Source organism: Agromyces allii (assembly GCF_009749385.1).
GTDB classification, from domain to species: Bacteria; Actinomycetota; Actinomycetes; order Actinomycetales; family Microbacteriaceae; genus Agromyces; species Agromyces allii.
On sequence record NZ_WBIN01000012.1, the window covers coordinates 228,560 to 251,083 of the forward strand.

The window sequence follows — 22,524 nt, forward strand, 5'->3', positions numbered from 1 at the left end:
TCGCGAGGTCTCTCAGCTACACGGGTTGCCCGGGGTGACGGTGCCGTTCGACACCTTCACCGGCCCGGATCCGATCGCGTAGTCGCTGCCGCCGTTGTTGTCCCATGAGCCCGAGCCGTTGTTGAAGGCCGCGGTGAGGCCGGCCGATCCGCCGAGCTCGATCGTCTTGACCTTCCACCCCGTGCAGGCCGCGGTCATGGCGACGCCGGGCACCGCGGTCCAGGAGCCCGAGCCGACGCGGTAGTGGATGTTCGCGGTCGCCCACCCGGTCGCGTAGTACACGGTCGCCGTCGTGGTCGGCTGCGTCGTGCCGCACGGGTTCGTCGAGCCGACGACCCCGCCGTTCACGGTCGCGACCGCGCCGGACAGCGCGTAGTCCTTCGAGCCGTTGTTGTCCCACGTGCCCGAGCCGTTGTTGAAGGCCGCGGTGATGCCCGACGCTCCTCCGGTGATCGTCTTAGACACCCAGCCCGTGCAGGCCGCGGCCATGCCGACGCCGGGCGCTGTGGTCCAGGCGCCCGACCCCACGCGGTAGTGGACGTTGTAGGCGCTCCACCCCTTCGAGGTCGAGTAGTAGACCGTGAGGTCTCCGGCGCCCGGGTTCGTGCCGGGGTCGGTGCCCGGGTCGGTGCCGCCCTGGCCGGCCTTCGCTCCGACGTGGAGCGCGACGGCCTGGTTGGCGTCGACGGCGCTCGTGAACTGTCCCGCGGCATTCACGGTCACGACGCCACCGGCGGAGCATCCGCTCGAGGTCGGCAGGCCGACGATCACATTGCAGTACGCGCCCGCCGGCAGCGAGGTCTGGAAGGTGCGCGTGAGCGAACCGCCCCGGTTGATCGCGACGAAGCCCTTGTCGCCGCGGCCGAACGCGATGGCCGACGAGCCGTTGGTCCACGTGTTCGTGATCGCGGTGCCGGAGGTGGCGTTGCGGAAGCCGACCATGTTCTCGATGTTCGTCTGGGCGTGCTTGCAGGTCCAGCCGTTCTGCCCGCAGACGGGGTCGACGACCTTTCCGTTGCCGGCGAGAGCAGGGCCCGCCTCCTTGTCGGAGAACTGGTAGCCGGAGTGGATCGACGGCGAACCGTAGTTCCAGGCGAGCGTGAAGATCTGCGCGAGGTCGTAGGTCGCGCCGTCCTTGTAGCTCAGGGTCTCGCCGTTGCGTTCGGTGTCGTGGTTGTCGACGAACACGGCCGCGTTCGCCTGCGGCAGGAAGCCCGACCACGAGGGTCCGATGCCGCTGCCCGTGACGAGCCAGTTGATCGTGCCGCCGCCGAAGGCCTCCTTGAGCTTGCGCGCGAAGGCGAACTCGTGGATGTCGCCGTAGGAGGTGTACTCCTCGGGCTGGATCGGCTCGTTGGCCCGGATCACCTCCTGCACGACGTAGAGACGAGCCCGGTCGTTGACCTTCGACATGATGCCCTGCATGTCGCTCGCAGCGATGTGCTTCACGGCGTCGATGCGGAACCCGTCGACGCCGAGCGAGACGAGGTCGTTGAGGTATCCGGCGATCTTGCCCTGCACGTACGACGACGACGTGTTGAGGTCGGAGAGGTTCACGAGGTTGCACTCCTGCACCTCGGTGCGGTTCTGGTAGTTCGAGATGTCGCGTCGGCAGGAGTGGAAGTCCTGCGACTGGTAGATGCCCGGGTAGTCGTAGTGCTGGAACGACGAGCCCGCCCAGCCGGTACCGCCGCCGCTCTTGCCCGACATGTGGTTGATGACGGCGTCGGCGATGACCTTCACGCCTGCGGCGTGGCAGGTGTCGACCATGGCCTTGAACTCGGCTCGAGTGCCGAGACGCGACTCGATCTTGTAGCTCACGGGCTGGTAGTAGGTCCACCACTCTGCGCCCTGCACATGCTCCTGCGGGGGCGAGGTCTGCACGTAGCCGTATCCGGCCGGTCCGAGATTGTCGGTGCACTCGCGGGCGATGGCGTTCCACGTCCACGAGAAGAGCACGGCGGTCGTGTCCTTCGGGCCGGGGGCCGCCGCGTTCGCCGGTGCGGCGAACGCGGTGGCCGAGATGAGGGTGCCGATGAGGGCGATGAGTGCTGCGCTCGCAAGATATCGCAAGCGTTTGCGGTGCGATGCGGGCACTGCATCCCGCTGATGAATGGTGGCTGACATGGGAACTCTTCCTCGTGTCCTCACGCAGATCACAAGCCGGGAACCCCGTGGTCCGCGAACTGCCGCGCCGATGCGGCAGCTACGCCGGCGAACGGCGCGTGACCCTCAAGATAGGGGGATTGACGCAAGAATTGCAAGCGCTTGCATTAACCATCACCGCGCTGATAGGTTCGCCGCACATGTCCCCAGGCACGTCGCCGTGCCCGAACAGCAGGAGTCGACGATGACGCAACGCGGACGCGCGCGCAGCTGGATCGCCATGGGGGTGACGGGCGTCGTCGCGGCGTCGGTGCTCACCCTCCTACCGGGCCTCGCGGCCTCCGCCGAGGAGCGCACGTTCGCGCTCGTCGGCGACCTCCAGTCCGAGGTGGGGTGCGCCGCCGACTGGGCGCCCGACTGCGCCGAGTCCGAGCTCCTCGCGACCGCCACCCCCGGTGTCTTCGCGTCGGAGTTCGAGGTGCCGGCGGGCGAGTGGCAGTACAAGGTCGCCGTGAACGACTCCTGGGACGAGGCGTACGGCAAGGGCAGCGCCCCGGGCGGCGACAACCTGAAGGTCACGGTCGCGGGCCCGAGCACGATCCGCTTCGTCTTCGACGACAACCAGAAGAAGGTCGGGCTCGAGCTCGTCAGCCTCCGCGCCGGGTACAGCGATGCGGATGACGCGGCGCTCGTCGCCGACCCGGTGCGCCAGCCCGGCAGCGACGAGACGTTCTACTTCGTGATGACCGACCGGTTCGCGAACGGCGACACCTCGAACGACGAGGGCGGACTCACGGGCGACCGGCTCACGACCGGGTTCGACCCGACGCACCGCGCCTTCTACAACGGCGGCGACCTGCAGGGCCTGCGCGACCGGCTCGACTACATCGACGGCCTCGGCACGACGGCGATCTGGCTCACCCCGAGCTTCAAGAATCGCCCGGTGCAGGGCGAAGGCGCGAATGCGAGCGCCGGGTACCACGGGTACTGGGTGACCGACTTCACCCAGATCGACCCCCACCTCGGCACGAACGCCGAGCTCGAGGCGCTCATCGCCGAGGCCCACGACAAGGGCATCAAGGTCTACTTCGACATCATCACGAACCACACGGCCGACGTCATCGACTACGAGGAGAAGCAGTACTCGTACATCGACCAGGCGACGAGCCCGTACACCGACGCCGACGGCAACGAGATCGACCTCGCCGACTACGCCGACGGCAGCACGCCGTTCCCGACGCTCGACGCGGCGACGAGCTTCCCGCGCACGCCGGTCGTGCGACCCGAAGACGCCGACCTCAAGGTTCCGGCCTGGCTCAACGACCCCACGCTGTACCACAACCGTGGCGACTCGACGTGGGAGGGCGAGTCGGTCACCTACGGCGACTTCGTTGGCCTCGACGACCTCATGACCGAGCACCCGACCGTCGTGAACGGCTTCGTCGACGTCTACGACCAGTGGATCGACCTCGGCATCGACGGGTTCCGCATCGACACGGCCAAGCACGTGAACTTCGAGTTCTGGCAGCAGTGGTCGACGCAGGTGCTCGACTACGCGCACGAGCACGGCAAGCCCGAATTCTTCATGTTCGGCGAGGTCTACGACGCCGACCCGCAGAAGCTCTCCCCGTACGTGCGCAAGACCGACATGAACTCGGTGCTCGACTTCACGTTCCAGTCGCAAGCCGTGAGCTTCGCGGCGGGCAACTCGGCGAAGAACCTGCAGTCCCTGTTCGCGGGCGACGACTACTACACGACCGCCGACTCGTCGGCGACGGCCCTGCCGACCTTCCTCGGCAACCACGACATGGGCCGGGTCGGCTCGTTCCTGCAGTCGACCGACGCCCCGCTCGAGCGCGACGAGCTCGCGCACGACCTGCTGTTCCTCACGCGCGGCCAGCCCGTCGTCTACTACGGCGACGAGCAGGGCTTCGCCGGCATCGGCGGCGACCAGAGCGCGCGTCAGACGCTCTTCGCGAGCCAGGTCGCCGAGTACCAGAACCAGCCGCTGGTCACGGGCGAGAACGCGGGCAGCGTCGACCGCTACGACACGGATGCCCCGCTCTACGAGCACATCTCCGCGCTCTCGGCGCTGCGCCAGTCGCACCCCGCGCTCGCCACGGGCGCCCAGATCGAGCGCTACGTCGACAGCGGCGCGGGCGTCTACGCGTTCAGCCGCGTCGACCGCACCGAGAAGGTCGAGTACCTCGTCGCCGCGAACAACGCGAACGAGGCTCGCACCGTCGAGGTGCCGACGCTCACCAAGGGCGGCTCGTTCGAGGCGCTCTACGGCGGCGGTTCGGCGGTCACGGCCGATGCCGACGGCGTCGCATCCGTCACCGTGCCGGCACTCGGCGCCGTGGTGCTGAAGGCCGACCGAACGGTCAGCGCGCCCGACGCGGCACCGGCCATCGGCGTCACCACTCCGGCCGCCGGTGCTGGCGTCACGGGCATCACTCCGGTCGTCGCGGATGTCGACGACAGCACGTGGCAGGAGACGAGCTTCGCGTGGCGCGTCGCCGGCGCCACGGGCGTCGATGCCTGGCACCTGCTCGGCACGGCCGAGGACACGAGCCCCCGGGTCTTCCACGACACGGCGGGCCTCGCGAACGGCACGCTCATCGAGTACCGCGCGGTCTCGACGGATGCCGCAGGCCACCGCGCCGCGGCCAGCACCTACGCGAGCGTGGGCGACGCCGTGAACCTCGCCGAGGAGGAGGAGCCCGAGCAGCCGATCGACCTCGTGACGGTACCTGGCAGCCACAACTCCGAGATGGGCTGCGCAGGCGACTGGGCTCCCGGCTGCGAGGTCGCGAAGCTCACGAAGCGCGCCGACGGCACCTACGAGGGCACGTTCACGATTCCGGCGGGCTCGTACGAGTACAAGGTCGCCCTCAACGGCAGTTGGGACGTCAACTACGGCGCCAACGGCGAGCCGAACGGCGGCAACATCGCCTACACGACCGACGGCACGAAGCCGGTGACCTTCTTCTGGAACCCCGAGACGCACGTGGTCTCGTCGACCGCCGAGGGCCCCGTGGTGACGCTGCCCGGCAGCTTCCAGTCCGAGGTCGGCTGCGCCGGCGACTGGCAGCCCGAGTGCCTCGCCTCGCTCATGCAGGACGGCGACAAGGATGGTGTCTACACCTTCTCGACGAGCCGCATTCCCGATGGGGCATACGAGACCAAGGTCGCGCACAACCGGAGCTGGGACGAGAACTACGGCGTCGGCGGTGCACCCGGCGGCGGCAACTACTCGTTCACGGCGACCGGCGGCAAGCTCGTCGAGTTCCGCTACACGCTCGCGACGCACGTGCTCGAGATCCTCGTGAGCGACCCGCCGCTCGCGGGAACCGGCCAGACACGCGCCCACTGGGTGAGCGAGGACACCCTCGCCTGGCCCGCCGAACTGCTCGGCGCGGCCGACGCCGACGACACCGTCTGGACGCTCGAGCACTCCGACGATGCGACCCTCGCGGTCGCCGACGGCGAGATCATGGGCGGCGGCGAGCCGATCGAGCTCGAGCGCGACACAGCGGGCCTCACCGACGCGCAGCTGGCGAAGTTCCCGGCGCTCGAGGGCTTCATCGCCCTGCACCCGGTCGGCCTCGACCGCGCCGACGTGCAGCAGCTCATCACCCGCCAGCTGGCCGTCGCGCAGACGACCGGCGACGAGCTGACCGCCTTCACGGGCGTGCAGCTGCCCGGCGTGCTCGACGACCTCTACGCCGACGCCGTGGCATCCGCTGCGCTCGGTCTCGGCTGGCACGGCAAGAAGGCCGAGGCGACGCTCTGGGCCCCGACGGCACGCGAGGTCTCGCTCGAGCGGTGGGATGCCGGCGCCACCGGCGACCCCCAGCGCCTCGATGCCGAGTGGAACGCCGCCGACGGCACCTGGACCGTCGAGGGCCTGCGCAAGGGCGACGAGTACCGCTGGTCGGTCGACGTCTTCGCACCCACGACGGGCGCGTACGAGACGAACTCGGTGACCGACCCCTACTCGGTCGCGCTCACGACGAACTCGGCGCGCACGGTCGTCGTCGACCTCGACGACGCGAAGCTCGCACCCAAGCAGTGGACGAAGGCGAAGGCGCCGGTCGTCGAGCGCGCGGTCGACCGTGCGATCTACGAGCTGCACGTGCGGGACTTCTCGATCACCGACGAGACCGTTCCGGCCGAGGAGCGCGGCACCTACCGCGCCTTCACCCGCGACTCCGCGGGCACGGCCCAGCTGAAGCAGTTGGCGGGCGCGGGCATCAACACCGTGCACCTGCTGCCGACCTTCGACATCGCCACGATCGAGGAGGAGCGGGCAGCCCAGGCGACGCCCGACTGCGACCTCGCGTCGTACGGACCGGCGTCGGCCGAGCAGCAGGCGTGCATCGACGCGATCCGCGACCTCGACGGCTTCAACTGGGGCTACGACCCGTTCCACTTCCAGGCGCCCGAAGGCTCCTACTCGGTCGACGCCGACGGCGGCGCCCGGGTCGAGGAGTTCCGCGAGATGGTCGGGGCCCTGCACGGCATGGGCCTCCAGGTCGTGCTCGACGAGGTGTTCAACCACACCGCCGAGGCCGGCCAGGGCGAGAAGTCGGTGCTCGACCGCATCGTGCCCGGCTACTACCAGCGCCTGAACGCGGTCGGCGCGGTCGAGACCTCGACCTGCTGCCAGAACGTCGCCACCGAGCACGAGGTCGCCGAGAAGCTCATGGTCGACTCGGTCGTGCTGTGGGCCAGGGAGTACAAGGTCGACGGCTTCCGCTTCGACCTGATGGGCCACCACTCGAAGGCGAACATGCTCGCGATCCGCGCAGCGCTCGACGAGCTCACGCTGAAGAAGGACGGCGTCGACGGGTCGAAGGTCTACCTGTACGGCGAGGGCTGGAACTTCGGCGAGGTCGCGAACAACGCGCTCTTCGAGCAGGCCACGCAGGGCCAACTCGGCGGCACGGGCATCGGCACGTTCAACGACCGGCTGCGCGACGCCGTGCACGGCGGGAGCCCGGTCGACGGCACCTCGACGTTCCAGCAGGGCTTCGGGACGGGCCTCGGCACCGACCCGAACGGTCAGCCCGGCACCCCGTCGCAGGCCGACCAGCTGGCCGACCTCGGTCACCAGACCGATCTCGTGAAGCTCGGCCTCGCCGGCAACCTCCGCGGCTACGAGCTGACGGATGCCGCGGGCGACACCGTGCGCGGCGACGAGCTCGACTACCGGGGCTCGCCCGCCGGCTACGCCGACCAGCCCGACGAGGTGATCAACTACGTCGACGCCCACGACAACGAGACGCTCTACGACCTCTCGGTGTTCAAGCTGCCGACCGACACGTCGATGGCCGACCGCGTGCGCATGAACACGCTGTCGCTCGCGACCGTCACCCTGTCGCAGTCGCCCTCGTTCTGGCACGCCGGCACCGAGCTGCTGCGCTCGAAGTCGCTCGACCGCAACAGCTACAACTCGGGCGACTGGTTCAACCGCATCGACTGGACCGGCCAGGAGTCGACCTTCGGCTCGGGCCTGCCGAACGAGGCCGACAACGGCGACAAGTGGCCGATCATGACGCCGCTGCTCGAGAACGCGGCGCTGAAGCCGGCTGCGGCCGACATCGCGAAGGCCGAGGCGTCCGCCCTCGACCTGCTGCGGGTGCGCTCGTCGGTCGACCTGCTCCAGCTCGGCTCGGCTGCGCTGATCGACGAGAAGGTCTCCTTCCCCGGCAGCGGAACGGATGCCACGCCCGGCCTCATCACGATGCTCGTCGACGACCTGGTCGGCGCCGACGTCGATCCGAAGCTCGACGGCGCCCTCGTGGTGTTCAACGCCTCGCCCGAGGCGATCACCGAGCAGGTCGACGGCCTGCAGGGTCGCGGATTCGCCCTCGCGAAGGCGCAGGCGTCCGGTTCCGATGCGGTCGTGAAGACGACCAAGTGGGATGCCGCGACGGGCTCGGTCACCATCCCGGCACGTTCGGTCGCGGTGCTGGTCGACGAGCAGCCGCCGCCCGCCGTGGCGACGGTCACGATCGCGGCGCCGAACAAGCTGCTCGTGAAGGCCGGAGCCGCGGTCAAGGTCGTCGGCCAGACCTTCGCGGTCGACGGAGCGCGCCCGGTCGGCACGGTCACCGTGCTCGACGGCGGCAAGGTCATCGCGACGGTTGCCCTCAAGGCGGGCGACAAGGGGCGGTTCCAGATCGACCTGCCGAAGCTCGGCAAGGGCCTGCACCTGATCCGCACCTCGTTCGACGGCGGAGACGGGTTCAAGGACTCGACCTCGCTGCCGATCCCGATCCTCGTCTCCTGACGAGTTCGTCGGTCGAGTAGGTCGCCTGCGGCCGTATCGAGACCCCGCCCCGAAGGGTCTCGATACGGCGCCGGCGCGCCTACTCGACCGGCGAGGCTCAGCCTCGCGTGAGGGTGAGCGGCACCGTGCTCGGTCCGGTCGAGAAGTGCACCACGGGCGTCGTGCCCGAGCAGTCGTAGGCCGCCGATGCGATCGGGGAGGCCAGGATCTGCTCGGTCACGGCCGTGCCGTCCATCGCGACGCCGTCGACCGTGACATCCATGGTCAGTCCGTTGGTGTCGTGGTCGGTCGTGACGGTCGTGTCGTTCGCGGTGTACTGCCCGGCGAGCGTTCCCGACATCGTGGCCTCGGCGGGCAGCCCGGCGATGTCGACCGCGAGCGTGAGGTTCGGCGAGTACGCGTAGGTGCCGTCGGCCTCGAACGCCAGCCCGGCGCTCCCGGTCGGGTCGTACACGATGCCGTACTCCGTCAGGTCGGCGTTCACCTGGTCGTAGAACGCCTGCATCTGGTCGTCGGCCAGCACCCAGCCGCCCACGAGGCAGTCGCCCGGGGCGGCGGCCGCGGCATCCGCTTCGGCGCCGTCGCCGTCGCCGGCGGCCTCGGTCGCCTCGGCGCTCGCAGAGGCCTTCGGCTTCGCTGACGCCGCGGTCTTGGCATCGTCGGCGGCGGCGCTGCACCCCGCGAGCGTCAGCGCCGCGAGTGCGACGATCGTGCCGGTCACCGCGGTGCGGGCGAACTGAGGGGGGACCTGCATCACTGCCTCCTGTAGGGGGAAACTCCGTGGCTCGCGCATCGACGGGCGAGTGCGTGCATTCTCTCACCCGCGCATGCGCGGACGAGGGCCGAACGACGAGCGACCGCGATCAGCCCGCGAGCACCGAGTGGCAGCGGCCGAGGCGTTCGAGCCACCAGTCCGTGCGCTCGGGCGAGGCCGCGTACCGGTCGAGCAGCCCGGCGTCGGGCACGACCCGGCGCACCTCGATCGCGCCGTCGACGGGCACGAGCGGCGAGCCCGTGACATCCGCTGCCAGCAGCGAGGCCGTGCCGAGCCCGCAGTCGTAGTCGAGGTCGGCGACGGATGCCGCGAGCGCGGCGCCCATCGCGAGCCCCACGCTCGTGTCGAGCGCACTCGAGACGACCACGGGCAGGCCGGCAGCCTCGACGATGCGGAGCGCCCGGCGGATGCCGCCGAGCGGCTGCGCCTTGATCACGAGGAGGTCGGCCGCGCCCGCCTCGGCGACCGCGAGCGGATCGTCGGCCTTGCGCACGCTCTCGTCGGCCGCGATCGGGATGCCCATGTACTTCGTGCGCAGGCGGATCTCGACGAGGTCGTCGATGGTCGGGCACGGCTGCTCGACGTACTCGAGGTCGAACTCCGCGAGGGCGTGGATCGCGTGCTCGGCCTCGTCGACGTTCCACCCGGCGTTCGCGTCGACGCGGATGCGGCCCTCGGGGCCGAGCACCTCGCGCACGGCGCGCACCCTCGCGACATCCTGAGCGAGGGTCTGATCACTCGCCGCGACCTTCACCTTCGCGGTGCGGCAGCCCGGGAAGCGGGCGAGCACGGCGGCCACGCTGTCGGGGTCGACCCCCGGCACGGTCGCGTTCACGGCGATGCGGTCGCGCAGGGCGGCCGGGGTCTCGTTCCAGCCGTAGTCGATCGCGCCCTCGAGCCAGACGGATGCCTCGTGGTCGTCGTACTCGACGAAGGGGCTGAACTCCGTCCACCCGTGCGGCCCCTCGAGCAGCAGCGCCTCGCGCACGTCGATGCCGCGGAACCGCGTGACGAGGGGCAGCGCGACGACTCGGGCGGTGGAGAGCAGGTCGTCGAGCTCAGGCAGTGTCATGAACACATCATCGCAAGCGGCTGCGAGCGCCGCTCATTAGACTCGCGCGAGTGACCGGCACGTTGATCGAACCCCGCTTCCCGCTCGACATCGACGGCGTCGCGCGCCCGTCGCGTTCGCAGGCGCTGCTCGACGCGGTGCGGGCGAACGTGGTCATCGCCGACGGGGCCATGGGCACCATGCTGCAGCGCCACGAGCCCACGCTCGACGACTACCAGCAGCTCGAGGGCTGCAACGAGATCCTCAACGTCAGCCGCCCCGACATGATCGCGGCCATCCACGACGAGTACCTCTCCGTCGGCATCGACGCGATCGAGACGAACACGTTCGGCGCGAACTGGTCGAACCTGTCGGACTACGACATCGACGACCGCATCCACGAGCTCGCCGAGGCGGGCGCCCGCATCGCGCGCGAGCGGGTCGAGGCCGCTGAGGCCGCCGACGGGCGCGTCCGCTGGGTGCTCGGCTCGATGGGCCCCGGCACGAAGCTGCCGAGCCTCGGGCACACCACCTACGACCACCTCAAGCAGACGTTCGCGCTGCAGGCCGAGGGTCTCATCGACGGCGGCGCCGACGCGTTCCTCATCGAGACCTCGCAGGACCTGCTGCAGACCAAGGCCGCCGTCAACGGCTGCAAGCAGGCCATCGTGAGCCGCGGCATCCGCCTGCCGATCTTCGTCGAGGTGACCGTCGAGACCACCGGCACCATGCTCATGGGCAGCGAGATCGGCGCCGCGCTGACGGCGCTCGAACCGCTCGGCGTCGACGCGATCGGCCTGAACTGCGCGACCGGCCCCGCCGAGATGAGCGAGCACCTGCGGCACCTCTCGAAGCACTCGCGCGTGCCCGTGGCCTGCATGCCGAACGCGGGCCTGCCCGTGCTCGGCGCGAACGGCGCGCACTACCCGCTCGAACCGGCCGAGCTCGCGACCGCGCACGAGCAGTTCGTGCGCGAGTTCGGCCTCGGCCTGATCGGCGGATGCTGCGGCACGACGCCCGAGCACATGCTCGCCGTCGTCGAGCGGCTGCGCCCGCTGCGCGCCGGCATCGACGGGGCCGGACCCGATGCCGCGCGCGACCCGAAGCCCGAGGCCGGCGTCGCGAGCCTCTACCAGCACGTGCCGTTCCACCAGGACGCGTCGTACCTCGCGATCGGCGAGCGCACGAACGCGAACGGATCGAAGGCGTTCCGCGAGGCGATGCTCGCCGGCGAATGGGACGAGTGCGTCGAGATCGCGCGCAACCAGATCCGGGTGGGCGCGCACCTGCTCGACGTGTGCGTCGACTACGTCGGCCGCGACGGCGTCGACGACATCCGCGAGGTCGTGTCGCGCTTCGCGAGCGCCTCGACGCTGCCGCTCGTGATCGACTCGACCGAGCCGGCCGTCATCGCCGCCGGACTCGAGCTCATCGGCGGGCGCCCGGTCGTCAACTCCGTGAACTACGAAGACGGGGATGCCCCGACCAGCCGCTTCGGGCGCATCATGCCGCTCGTGAAGGAGCACGGCACGGCCGTGATCGCGCTCACGATCGACGAGCAGGGCCAGGCCCGCACCGCGGACGACAAGATGCGCATCGCCTCGCGCCTCGTCGATGCGCTCGTCGACGACTGGGGCATGCGCGTCGAGGACCTCATCGTCGACTGCCTGACGTTCCCGATCGCGACCGGTCAGGAGGAGACCCGACGCGACGCGATCGAGACGATCGAGGCGATCCGTCGCCTGAACGCGAAGTACCCCGGCATCCACACCACGCTCGGCGTCTCGAACGTGTCGTTCGGCCTCAACCCCGCCGCACGCAGTGTGCTGAACTCGGTGTTCCTGCACGAGGCCGTCGAGGCCGGACTCGACTCGGGCATCATCGACGCCGCGAAGATCGTGCCGCTCGCCTCGCTCTCGGAGGAGCAGCGCAAGGTCGCGCTCGACCTCGTCTGGGACCGCCGCGAGTACGACGCCGACGGCGCGACGACCTACGACCCGCTCGCGGTCATGCTCGACCTCTTCGCGGGCGTCGACACGGCGGCCCTCCGTGACCAGCGCGCGGCCGAGCTCGCCGCACTGCCCGTGGGCGAGCGCCTCGAGCGCCGCATCATCGACGGCGCGTCGAAGGGGCTCGAAGACGACCTCGACCTCGCACGCGCGGGCGGGCTCACGGCCCTCCAGATCATCAACGACCACCTGCTCGAGGGCATGAAGATCGTCGGCGAGCGGTTCGGCTCGGGCGAGATGCAGCTGCCGTTCGTGCTGCAGTCGGCCGAGACGATGAAGGCCGCCGTCGCGCTGCTCGAACCGCACATGGAGAAGACCGAGGCCTCGGGCAAGGGCACCATGGTCATCGCCACCGTGCGCGGCGACGTGCACGACATCGGCAAGAACCTCGTCGACATCATCCTGACGAACAACGGCTACAAGGTCATCAACCTCGGCATCAAGCAGCCGATCGCCGACATCATCGCGGCCGCCGAGGAGCACGACGCCGACGTGATCGGCATGTCGGGCCTGCTCGTGAAGTCGACCGTCGTGATGAAGGAGAACCTCCAGGAGCTGCAGGCGCGCGGCCTTGCGAAGAAGTGGCCTGTGATCCTCGGCGGCGCCGCGCTCACGCGCGCCTACGTCGAAGACGACCTGGCCTCGCTGTTCGACGGCGAGGTGCGCTACGCCCGCGACGCGTTCGAGGGGCTCACGCTCATGGAGCCGCTCGTGAAGGTCGCGCGCGGCGCCGACCCCGCCGAGGTCGGGCTGCCGGCGCTGAAGAAGCGCATCCACGCTGCGGGTTCGAAGCTCACGCTGACCGAACCCGAGGCGATGCCCGGGCGGTCCGACGTGGCATCCGACAATCCGATCCCGACCCCGCCGTTCTGGGGCACGCGCATCGTGCGGGGCATCGCGCTCGCCGACTACGCCGCGTTCCTCGACGAGCGGGCCACGTTCATGGGGCAGTGGGGGCTCAAGCCCGGCCGAGGCGAAGACGGCCTGAGCTACGAGCAGCTCGTCGAGACCGAGGGGCGCCCGCGCCTGCGGTACTGGCTCGACCGGATCCTCGGCGAGGGCATGCTCGACGCCTCGGTCGCCTACGGGTACTTCCCGGTCGTGAGCGAGGGCGACGACCTCGTCGTGCTGCACCACGGCGACGACCCGACGGGTCTGCTCGGCCGGCCGGGGCTGCTCGCACCCGACGGCGGGTCAGGGGGTTCGCTCGGCGAGCAGCGCCTGCGATTCCACTTCCCGCGCCAGCGTCGCGACCGCCACCTGAACCTCGCGGACTTCGTGCGCGCGAAGGAGTCCGGCCAGGTCGACGTGCTGCCCGTGCAGCTCGTGACCGCCGGCGCGCACATCGACCAGGTCACCGCGAAGCTCTTCGCCGAGAACCGCTACCGCGACTACTACGAGCTCAACGGCCTCGTGATGCAGCTCACCGAGTCGCTCGCCGAGTACTGGCACGCGCGCATCAGATCGGAGCTCGGGTTCTCGGCCGAAGACCCGACCGACACCGCAGGCCTGTTCAAGCTCGAGTACCGCGGGGCCCGCTTCTCGCTCGGGTATCCCGCGTGCCCCGACATGGAGGACCGCCGCAAGGTCGTCGAGCTGCTGAAGCCCGAGCGCATGGGCGTCGAGCTCAGCGAGGAGCTGCAGCTGCACCCCGAGCAGTCGACCGACGCGTTCGTGTTCCACCACCCCGAGGCGAAGTACTTCTCGGTCTGACGGATGCCGCGGCGCCCGGCATCTTCTCAGGAAGCCGGCCGCCCGCACCCGTAGGCTGCCAAGTCCAAGGGGAGTACTCCGACACGGTCGGCTCGTCATTACGGATGCACGGCGCATCCCGGGCCACCGGTCCTCGTCCACGAGGATGGAAGAGACCTTGACGTCCATCAGCGACGCCGAGGTCTGGAGCCCCGTTTGAACGTCACACCCCTCGTGTGGATCATCACGATCGCCGTCACGATCGCCTTCTTCGTCTACGAGTTCTTCGCGCACGTGCGGAAGCCCCACGAACCCTCCATCGGCGAGTCGGCTCGGTGGTCGGCGTTCTACATCGGCCTCGCCCTGCTGTTCGGCGTCGGCGTCGGCGCGGTCTCGGGGTGGACCTACGGCGGCGAGTACTTCGCCGGCTACCTCACCGAGAAGGCGCTGTCGATCGACAACCTCTTCGTGTTCCTCATCGTGATGACCGGCTTCGCGGTGCCGAAGATCTACCAGCAGAAGGTGCTGATGATCGGCATCGTGATCGCGTTGATCCTGCGCGGCGGCTTCATCGCGGTCGGCGCGGCGCTGATCCAGAACTTCTCGTGGATCTTCTACATCTTCGGTGCGCTGCTCCTGGTGCTCGCGTACCGCCAGGCGTTCAGCGGCCATGAGAGCAACCCCGCGAACGGCAGATTCATGGGGCTCGTGCGCCGGGTGCTGCCGGTCACCGACGAGTACCACGAGGACAAGCTCACCGTGCGCAAGGGCGGCAAGCGCTTCGTCACGCCCATGCTGCTCACGATCATCGCGATCGGATTCGTCGACCTGATCTTCGCGGTCGACTCGATTCCCGCGATCTACGGCCTGACCGATGAGGCGTACCTCGTCTTCACCGCCAACGCGTTCGCGCTCATGGGCCTGCGTCAGCTCTACTTCCTCATCGGCGGCCTGCTCGAGCGCCTCGTGTACCTCGCACAGGGGCTCGCCGTCATCCTCGCGTTCATCGGCGTGAAGCTCGTGCTGCACGCCATGCACGTCAACGAGCTGCCCTTCATCAACGGCGGCGAGCCGATGCTGTGGGCGCCCGAGATCCCGATCTGGTTCTCGCTGCTGTTCATCGGCGCGACCATCGCGGTCGCGACCGTGGCGAGCCTGCTGAAGACCCGCGGCGATCGAGCGCCCGTGCTCGAGCCGACGGACGCGTCAGCCGGCGGGCTCGACGAGGGGGTCGTCGACGCGCCCGCCGCTTCGTCCCCGACCTCTTCGGCTGAAGGGCGTCGCTGACCGCCGCGCGGCCGTCTCGGCGCCGGAGCCGACGGGCTTCGCGCGCCGGAACGCCGCGAGCACGCCCGTGCCGATCAGGGTGAGGCCGATGACCGTCGTGACCGCGCGCAGGGTGTCCCACGTGAGCGACGAGGTCACGAGCGAGTACAGCAGGAAGCTCGAGAGGTTCTGCCCGAGCGGAGCCCCCGCCTCGTACGAGATGCCGGTGGCCGTGCCCACCGCGAAGGGCCAGAACCAGAGGTTCATGATGAGCCCGAAGGCGTACGAGGCGAGCACGCCGTAGACGGCGAGCATGGCGATCTCGGCGCGCCGCGGCATCCGCCCGATCCGCTGCCCGGGCCGCCGTCGGGGGAGCAGCCCGGCCCCCGCGCCGACCCAGGCGCACGCGAACATCTGGAACGGCGTCCACGGCCCGAACGTGCCGGTCACGATCGTCGAGAGTGCGATCGTGAGCAGGCCGAGCAGCAGTCCGAATCGTGGCCCGAACGCCCGGCCGGCGAGGATCAGCAGGATGAACACGGCCTCGACGCCGCCGACTCCCGTGCCGACGATGCGCACGGCGGCGCCGATCGCGGCGAGCGTGCCGAGCAGGGCGAGCGTGTGCGCGCTGCGGACCGATCCGTCGAGCGCGGCGAGCACGACGACGGCCGCGAGCGGGGCGAGTGCGAGGGCCGCGACGGGCACGGCGGCGCTCGCCTGCGAGGGCAGGGCGGCGGCGACGAGCGGCCAGGTGAACGCCGCGAGGGCGACCAGGTTCGCGACGGTCAGTGCGACGAAGCCCGGGCGGATGCCGCGTGCCGGGCGTGCGGGGGCCTCGGATCGGCGTCCGCCGGTGCTAGAGGGGTCGAGTCGCGAGGTCTGCGGCTCGTGCGTCGGGGCGGATGCCGTCGGCGGCGAGGGAGCGACGGGCGCCTGGTCATCGGCGGGCCCGGACGCGACTCGAAGCCCGACGCCGTCCATCGCGGCGCCGACGACCGGCCGTTCGAGGGCGACCGGCTGCTCGACGACGATCGCCGCGCCGAGGCATCCGTTCGCCATGGGAAGCACGCGATCCGCGAGGGCGGCGACGAAGTCGGCGTCGTGCGTCGCGACCAGCACCGCGGTGCCGCCGTCGGCGGCCCGGCCGAGCGCGGCGGACACGAGCGAGCAGGCCGAGGCGTCCAGCCCCCTGGTCGGCTCGTCGACCAGGAGCACGGCGGGCGACCCCGCCGACTGGATCGCGATCGCGAGGCAGCGGCGCTCGCCGACGGAGAGGTCGCGCGGATGCCGCGCCTGGCGTGCCGTGAACTCGGGCGAGTCGACGGCGAGCCCGAGGAAGGCGGCCAATCGTGCGGCCGTCGTGCCGCGGGGGAGATGCGTCGTGCGATCGCTTCGCGCGCATTCGGCGGCGACCGTCGTGGCGGCGAACAGGTCGTCGGAGGCGTCGGGCACGAGGGCGATCCCGCTGCGACCGGCCGGGGCCTCCCGCAGCGCGACGGCACCCGAGCTCGTCGTGGCGAGTGCGGAGAGCAGGCTCGACTTGCCGGCGCCGTTCGGTCCGGTGAGCGCGACGATCTCGCCGGCCGAGAGGTCGAGTCCGGCCCCGTCGACCGCGAGGTTCTCGGCGTGCATCACCGTCAGGTCTCGGGCGTGCAGCACGACGTGGGCGGTGTCGGCCGACCCGATACGCGTGCGCGCGACATCCGTCGTCCGACTGCCGGGGCCTGCACCCGCACCTGCACTCACGGTCGCCGCGGCGACCGTGCGCGCGACCCCGCCCGAGACCTCCACGCGCACGTCGGCGGAGGCCGCGAACTCGGCCTGCCGATGCTCGGCGACGACCACGCAGATGCCGGCCTCGTGTGCGAGCGCGTCGAGCAGCGCGACGATGCGCGTGCGGAAGCCGGCGTCGAGGTCGGCGAGCGGTTCGTCGACGAGGAGCAGGATCGGGTGCTCGGCGATGGCGGCCGCGATCGCGACGAGGGTCGCCTCGCCGGCCGAGAGCCCGCGCAGTTCGCGGCCGAGCAGGGGGCGGATGTCGAGGCGGTCCGCGATCTCGTCGACGCGCGCCCTGACGATGACCGGGTCGACGCCGCGCAGTTCGAGCGCGAGGCCGATCTCGTCGTCGACCCGTTCGGTGGCGAACCCCTCGCGCGGATGCTGCAGCACGACGCCGACCGTGCGGGCGGTGTCGCGTGGCGGGGTGTGCGAGCGATCGTGGCCGACGACGGTCAGCTCGCCGCTCGCGGCGCCGCCGTCGACGTGCGTGTGCAGGCCGGCGATCGCGCGGAGCAGGGTCGACTTGCCGCTGCCGGTCGCACCTGTGACGAGCGTGAGCGTACCGGGCGACAGGTCGAGCGCGGGAACCACGACGGATGCCCGCGCAGCGTCGCGGTGCACGATCGCGAGGTGCCTCGCCTCGACGGGGCGTTCGCAGACACCGGTGACCGGACGCCCCGCGAGCCCGCGCAGCTCGAGCGCCGCGGCGACCGCGGTGGCCCGTTCGAGGGTGCGCTCGAGCACCGGGGCGAGCAGGCGGGGCCCCCCTCGCTCGCCGCGCAGGCGTTGTGCGAACCGCACGCGGCGCACCGCGTCTGCGAGGGCGGGGAGGCCCGCCCAAGCGACCGCGAGGGTGCGCGCGACGCCGCGCAGCGGTCCGCGCCTGGCGCCACGTGCGAGCAGCCGGGGAACGTCGAGCAGGGCGTTCAGCACGCCGAACGCGAGGATCGTGAGCGCGATCGGCACGGCGCTGAGCGCGGCATCCGCGAGACCGTCGAGGGTCGCCGGGCCGAGCAGCACGACGTGCGAGAACGGCCGCGGGAGCGGGATCTCGGGCAGCGGCAGCACGACCGGGCCCGAGCCGTCGGCCCCGTGGAAGAGCACCCGGTAGACGACCCGGACCCCGATGAACCCCGCGGCGATGAGCGCCGCGGTGCGCAGGGGGGCGGGCCGCAGGGTCACGGCGTCAGGCCGGGCTGCGCGGTCATGCGCTCGGCGCGGCGGGCTCGCCGTTCAGGGTGAAGAGCAGCGCGATGCTCTCGCCGGGTGCGACCTCGAGCGTCGCGAGGCCCTCCTGCGCGTAGCCCCACTCGCCGCCGGCGGGCTTGGTCCAGAGCGACCAGTACGCGAACGCGGCGGGCATCGAGGCGCAGGTCTCGAAGTAGTCGGAGCCGTCTTCTGCGGGCAGCGCGAAGTCGGCGGCGGGAACGCCGTTCACGCGGCAGACGACCTGGTCGCCGTACTCCTCGGTGCCCTCGGTCTCGAGGCCCGCCTCGGCGAGGGCGTCGCTCGCGAGGATCGGCGCGTCGGCGTCGACGCAGGTCGTGCCCGCGGGGGAGTCCGCGACCTCGAGGTCAGAGGGCAGCTCGACGACGACCGCGACGCCGGTGCACTCGCCGGAGTCGGCGCCGGCGCCCGCGTCGGCCGAAGCCGATGCCGACGCGGCGGGCTCCTCGGTGGAGCCCCCGCCGGAGGGGGCGCACGCGGCGAGGGCCAGTGCGAGGAACAGGGCTGCGGAGGCGCCGAGGGCGCGCGAAGTCGTGGTCACCATCCAAGGGTAGGGGGCGGGCGCTGCGGCGGCCGATCTGTGTCGCCGTGCGTACGACGGCCGGTCGTTAGGCTGGTGCGGTGAGCGTTTCCGAATTGTTCGATGCGAGCGAGTGGGTCGACGCGGCATCCGCCGTCGCCGGTGACGCGGGGCTCAGCGACATCACCTACCACCACTCGAACGACGGGCGCATCGCGCGCATCGCGTTCGACCGGCCCGAGGTGCGCAACGCGTTCCGGCCGCACACGGTCGACGAGCTCTACCGGGCCCTCGAAGACGCGCGCACCAACCCGCGCATCGGCGTCGTGCTGCTGACCGGCAACGGCCCGAGCGCGAAGGACGGCGGCTGGGCGTTCTGCTCGGGCGGCGACCAGCGCATCCGCGGTCGCGACGGCTACCAGTACTCCGCCGACGAGGCCGAGGTCGTGCGCGACCCCGCCGCAGCGGCGAGCACCGGGCGCCTGCACATCCTCGAGGTGCAGCGGCTCATCCGCTTCATGCCGAAGGTCGTCATCGCGGTCGTTCCGGGGTGGGCGGCCGGCGGCGGGCATTCGCTGCACGTCGTCTGCGACCTCACGATCGCGAGCCGCGAGCACGGGCGATTCAAGCAGACGGATGCCGACGTCGGCAGTTTCGACGCCGGCTACGGCAGCGCCTACTTCGCCCGCCAGATCGGGCAGAAGTTCGCGCGCGAGGTGTTCTTCCTCGCCGAGGAGTACTCGGCCGATCGCGCCTACGAGATGGGCGCCGTGAACCGGGTCGTGCCCCACGCCGAGCTCGAGCGCGAGGCGATCTCGATGGCGCGCACGATCCTCACGAAGTCGCCCACGGCCATCCGCATGCTGAAGTTCGCGTTCAACGCCGTCGACGACGGCATGGTCGGCCAGCAGGTGTTCGCCGGCGAGGCGACGCGACTGGCATACGGCACCGACGAGGCCGTCGAGGGCCGCGACTCGTTCCTCGAGAAGCGCGACCCCGACTGGGGCCCCTACCCCTGGCACTACTGATGCGGTCGCGCCGATGAGGGGTACGGCTGACCGGGCGGGCCGGTTACCGTGAGCGCCCGGAAACCCCTCATGAGGGTTGCGGCCGGCGACACCGCGGCGATGCTCGCCCAGCTGCGCGAGGCCGTGCTCTTCGACGAGGGTGCGCTCGCCGTGCTGCCGGTGCCGGGCGACACCGAGCCCGCGGCCGATGACCTCGTCGCCGGGTTCGTGCCCGCAGAGGTCGCCCTCGTCGTCGAGACGAGCGGATCGACGGATGCCCCGAAGCGCGTCATGCTCTCGGGCTCCGCGTTGCGGGCGAGCGCGCACGCGACCGAACAGTGGTTCGGCGGCCAACGCGGACAGTGGCTGCTCGCCCTGCCGGCGACCTACATCGCGGGGGCGCAGGTGCTCGTGCGTTCGATCCTCGCGGGCACCGCGCCCGTCGTGCTGCCGCAGGGCGGGTTCACCCCCGAGGCGTTCGTCGCGGCCGCGCGCACGCTCGACCCCGACCACCCGTGGTTCACCTCGCTCGTGCCCGTGCAGCTCGCGCGTCTCGTCGAGGCCGCCGAGCACGACCGTTCGGTCGGCACGGCGCTCGGCTCGTTCGACCGCATCCTGCTCGGCGGGCAGGCGGCGCCCGCCGGTCTGGTCAAGCGTGCGCGGGCACTCGGCGCGCACGTGCACCGCACCTACGGCTCGAGCGAGACGGCCGGCGGCTGCGTCTACGACGGGCACCCGCTGCCGCGCGTCGGCGTACGCGTGGTCGACGGCGAGGTGCAGCTCAGCGGCCCGACCCTCGCGAGCGGCTACCTCGACGACCCCGAGCGCACGGCCGCCGCCTTCACCGTCGACGCCGACGGCACCCGCTGGTACCGCACGGGCGACCTCGGCGAGCTCGTGCCCGACGTCGCCGCCGATGCTGGCACCCCCGCCGGCGCCCCCCGGTTCCCCGACCTGCTGCGCATCACCGGTCGCGCCGACGACGTGATCATCTCCGGAGGCGTCAAGGTCGCCCTCGGCGAGGTCGAGCGGGCCGTGCGCTCCGTCGCCGGGTTCGAGGCCGCGGTCGTGCTGCCCGTGGCCGACCCCGAGTGGGGCGACCGACCGGCGGTCGTCGTCGAGCGAACGGATGCCGCGGCATCCGCACCCCCCACCGAGCCCGTCGGCACCGGCACCGGTGCCGCGCCCGCCCACCCGGCTCTCGCCGCCCTCGCCGCCGCGACCGACGCCGCCGGCCTGCCGCCCGCCGGACGCCCCGTGCGCCTCGTCGCGCTCGACCGCATGCCGCTGCTCGCCTCCGGCAAGCCCGACCGGCGCGCGCTCGCCGCGCTCATCGGACGCGAAGCCACGTCATAGGAACCGCGAACTAGCATGTCGGTGTGGCACGCCCCAACCCCCAGCGCATGAACCAGCCCGACTCCAAGCCCGCCGCGAAGCCCGCGAAGAGCTCCGGCCGCTCCGGCAATCCCGCCAAGGCGGCGGCCGCGGCGAAGGCCGGTCCGGCCCGCGCGGCGCGCACCCGCCTCACGCCCGGCGACTGGATCGCGGGTGCACGCCTGCGCACGCTCCCGCTCGCGATCGCGCCCGTCGCGCTCGGCACGGGAGCCGGCGCCGTGGCGATCGGCGACGGCCAGTGGCATCCGACCCGCTTCGCGCTCGCCCTGATCGTCGCGCTCGCGCTCCAGATCGGCGTGAACTACGCGAACGACTACTCCGACGGCATCCGCGGTACCGACGATCACCGCGTCGGCCCCGCACGCCTCACCGCGTCGGGCCTCGTGAAGCCGAAGGTCGTGCTCGGCGTCGCGCTCGCGTTCTTCGGCGTCGCCGCGCTCGCGGGCCTCGCGCTCACGGTCATCACGCAGCAGTGGTGGCTCATCGCGGTCGGTGCCGCGGCGATCGTCGCGGCCTGGTTCTACACGGGCGGCAAGCGTCCCTACGGCTACGCGGGGCTCGGCGAGCTGTTCGTGTTCGTGTTCTTCGGCCTCGTCGCGACGGCCGGATCGGCGTTCGTGCAATCGCTCACCGTCAACCTCGAGGCATGGCTGGGCGGCGTCGGCGTGGGGCTGCTCGCGTGCGCGGTGCTCATGGCCAACAACCTGCGCGACGTCGAGCAGGACCGCGTCGCGGGCAAGCGCACGCTCGCGGTGCTCATCGGGCCGCTCGCCGGGCGCATCTTCTTCGTCGTGTTCATGCTGCTGCCGTTCGCGGTCGTCGGCGTGCTGGCGCTCTTCTACCCGACCGCGGTGCTCGTGTTCTTCGCGCTGCTGCTCGCGCTGCCGGCGTGCCTCATCGTGCTGACCGCGAAGACGCCGCGCGAGCTGATCCTCGCGCTGCAGCTCGCGAGCTTCACGGCACTCGCGTACGGCATCGGCCTCGGGCTCGCGATCGCGTTCTGATCCGGTGCGGGGCCCCACCCCGTGAAGGGGCGGGCTTCGGATGCCGCGGGCCGGCGCCGTCGGTCAACCGGGCGGATGTCGCGGGCCGGCGCCGTCGGTCAGTCGCGGGCGGTCTCGCTGGAGGTGCCGTCGATCGCGGCATCCTCTTCGGCGTCGTCCTCGTGCACGAGGGGCTTCTCGCGGTGGCGCGCGGCGTAGAGGTCGCCCGCCATCGACTCGCGGGGGCGCCGCAGGAAGAGCAGCGACGCGCTCAGTCCGAACAGCGCGGCCACGAGGGCGGCGATCCAGCCGGGCACCCCGGCGATGAGCAGCACGATGAGGGGCACCACGAACAGCGCGACGCGCAGGGCGGTGTACCAGATCCAGACGGGCACGGACTTCACCATGCAAGTCTA

At 71.2% G+C, this 22,524-nt stretch carries 12 protein-coding genes; 6 read left to right on the forward strand and 6 right to left on the reverse strand.

All coding sequences use genetic code 11. The features are described 5' to 3' along the window. Positions 1 to 12 precede the first annotated feature (12 nt). Positions 13 to 2,127 carry a carbohydrate binding domain-containing protein gene (locus tag GQR16_RS15970; protein WP_157416138.1) on the reverse strand — a complete coding sequence of 705 codons (2,115 nt, stop codon included), beginning with the start codon at positions 2,125 to 2,127 and terminating at the stop codon, positions 13 to 15. 223 nt (positions 2,128 to 2,350) lie between these two features. Here GQR16_RS15970 and pulA point away from each other — a divergent pair, with 223 nt between their 5' ends. Continuing rightward, positions 2,351 to 8,404 carry a pullulanase-type alpha-1,6-glucosidase gene (gene pulA / locus GQR16_RS15975; RefSeq protein WP_157416139.1) on the forward strand — a complete coding sequence of 2,018 codons (6,054 nt, stop codon included), beginning with the start codon at positions 2,351 to 2,353 and terminating at the stop codon, positions 8,402 to 8,404. A gap of 97 nt (positions 8,405 to 8,501) precedes the next feature. Here pulA and GQR16_RS15980 read toward each other — a convergent pair whose 3' ends face one another. Together GQR16_RS15980 and GQR16_RS15985 are read right to left on the reverse strand one after the other, a co-directional pair. Continuing rightward, positions 8,502 to 9,158, reverse strand: a complete 657-nt coding sequence (locus GQR16_RS15980; RefSeq protein WP_157416140.1) for a hypothetical protein — start codon at positions 9,156 to 9,158, stop codon at positions 8,502 to 8,504. Positions 9,159 to 9,267: 109 nt separating this feature from the next. Beyond that, entirely contained in the window at positions 9,268 to 10,251 is a 984-nt protein-coding gene (locus GQR16_RS15985) for an o-succinylbenzoate synthase (protein WP_157416141.1), read from the reverse strand. A 50-nt stretch (positions 10,252 to 10,301) separates the two neighbouring features. On the opposite strand from GQR16_RS15985, the gene metH reads away from it, so the two are divergent. Next, positions 10,302 to 13,952: a methionine synthase gene (gene metH, locus GQR16_RS15990; protein WP_157416142.1), complete on the forward strand. Its 3,651-nt coding sequence runs from the start codon at positions 10,302 to 10,304 to the stop codon at positions 13,950 to 13,952. 195 nt (positions 13,953 to 14,147) lie between these two features. Continuing rightward, positions 14,148 to 15,218 carry a TerC family protein gene (locus GQR16_RS15995; protein WP_157416143.1) on the forward strand — a complete coding sequence of 357 codons (1,071 nt, stop codon included), beginning with the start codon at positions 14,148 to 14,150 and terminating at the stop codon, positions 15,216 to 15,218. Here the strand turns inward: GQR16_RS15995 and GQR16_RS16000 are convergent. Further along, complete coding sequence (locus GQR16_RS16000) at positions 15,138 to 18,158, reverse strand: ATP-binding cassette domain-containing protein (RefSeq protein WP_157416144.1); 3,021 nt, start codon at positions 18,156 to 18,158, stop codon at positions 15,138 to 15,140. The two genes, GQR16_RS15995 and GQR16_RS16000, sit on opposite strands and share 81 nt — an antisense overlap. Positions 18,159 to 18,180: 22 nt before the next feature. Next, positions 18,181 to 18,747, reverse strand: a complete 567-nt coding sequence (locus GQR16_RS16005; protein ID WP_157416145.1) for a hypothetical protein — start codon at positions 18,745 to 18,747, stop codon at positions 18,181 to 18,183. A 77-nt stretch (positions 18,748 to 18,824) separates the two neighbouring features. Between GQR16_RS16005 and GQR16_RS16010 the strand changes: the two genes are divergently transcribed. From GQR16_RS16010 to GQR16_RS16020, 3 genes are all read left to right on the forward strand, one after another. Continuing rightward, positions 18,825 to 19,751, forward strand: a complete 927-nt coding sequence (locus GQR16_RS16010) for a 1,4-dihydroxy-2-naphthoyl-CoA synthase (RefSeq protein WP_157416146.1) — start codon at positions 18,825 to 18,827, stop codon at positions 19,749 to 19,751. A gap of 69 nt (positions 19,752 to 19,820) precedes the next feature. After that, the gene (locus GQR16_RS16015) at positions 19,821 to 21,086 is read left to right on the forward strand and encodes an AMP-binding protein (RefSeq protein WP_211373551.1); all 1,266 of its coding nucleotides are present in this window, start codon (positions 19,821 to 19,823) and stop codon (positions 21,084 to 21,086) included. 47 nt (positions 21,087 to 21,133) lie between these two features. Next, positions 21,134 to 22,129: a 1,4-dihydroxy-2-naphthoate polyprenyltransferase gene (locus tag GQR16_RS16020; protein WP_157416186.1), complete on the forward strand. Its 996-nt coding sequence runs from the start codon at positions 21,134 to 21,136 to the stop codon at positions 22,127 to 22,129. A 98-nt stretch (positions 22,130 to 22,227) separates the two neighbouring features. Here GQR16_RS16020 and GQR16_RS16025 read toward each other — a convergent pair whose 3' ends face one another. Beyond that, a complete protein-coding gene (locus tag GQR16_RS16025; RefSeq protein ID WP_170298534.1) occupies positions 22,228 to 22,512 on the reverse strand; it encodes a DUF4229 domain-containing protein in 285 nt (94 codons plus the stop codon). Between the last annotated feature and the right edge of the window lie 12 nt (positions 22,513 to 22,524).